The 1111-nt window shown below is 69.8% G+C and carries 1 protein-coding gene; it reads right to left on the minus strand.

The genetic code is table 11. The features are described from left to right. Positions 1-1111: UvrD-helicase domain-containing protein (locus tag KH616_RS25300; protein ID WP_292255333.1), on the minus strand; the 1111-nt coding region annotated here is incomplete at both ends.

The raw sequence follows: 1111 nt of genomic DNA on the forward strand, positions 1-1111 counted from the left end.
AGAGGACGCGTTTCACGAGGCTGCCCTGCTTGTGCGTCTGCACGAGCACCGTGATATCGCCGGGCGACAGCGGCTCGTCGCCAAGCCGGACCCGCCCTTCGCGCGCGCCGCGCATCAGCCGCGCGATCTCGGCCGCGCATGCCTGCGCGGCATACGATTGCGCGTCGCGCTTGAGCCAGACATCGTCCCCGCCCGGCAACATCCAGATCCGGAAGTCGCCCTGCGGGCCCGTGTCGGTGTCGTCGTAGAGCGGCGCACGCTTGCGCGAACCTGCGCGCACCGCGTGATAGTCGAGCCCCTCCAGCACGAACGCGCGCGGGTTCGACATGAAGAAGCGGTTGCACGCATCGACAATCGCCGGCGTCGAACGCTGGTTGACCGCCAGCGTGTAACACGCGCTCGCGCGCTCACGCGCCGCCAGGTAGGTATGCAGGTCCGCCGCACGGAAACTGTAGATCGCCTGCTTCGGGTCGCCGACGAGAAAGAGCGGCCCGGCCGGCGCGAAAATCCGGTCGAAAATCGCGAACTGGAGCGGATCCGTATCCTGGAATTCGTCGATCAGCGCAGCCGGATAGCGCGCGCGCAGCGTATCGGCAAGCCACGGATGCGCGCGCAGTGCATCGTGCAGGTTCGCGAGCAGATCGTCGAACGACACGACGCGACGCGTGCGCTTGCGCTCGGCCAGTTCGCGCGGTGCATCCTCCAGCCACTCGGCGACGAGCGCAAGCCAGCGCGCGCGCTGCACGCCTTCGGCCGCCGCCACCGCCGCCTCGAGCGTTTCGGCAACATCGAAGAACGGGTGATCCGGCGTCACGCCGCCTTTCTTCGTCGCCTTGACGAGCGCTGCGCGCGTCAGCTTGAGCGCGGCCTTCGGCAACGCGGCCGTCGCCGCATCCTGCGCGAGGTGCGCGGTCCACGCCGCCAGCGCGTCGGCGATGGCGTCCGGTTTGTGCGAACGCTGGTTGAGCGCGGGCTGCGCGGCGCGCAGCAGCGCATCGATCGCCTCGCGCTCGTCCGCCCACAGGCGTGCGGCTTCCGCAAAGCATTCGGCCGCAGCCGCTTCCGCCGATTCGTCCGGCTCGGCGAGGCCGTCCCAGCGCAACGCCGCGAG

Source organism: Burkholderia sp. (assembly GCF_018375725.1).
Lineage (GTDB): Bacteria > Pseudomonadota > Gammaproteobacteria > Burkholderiales > Burkholderiaceae > Burkholderia.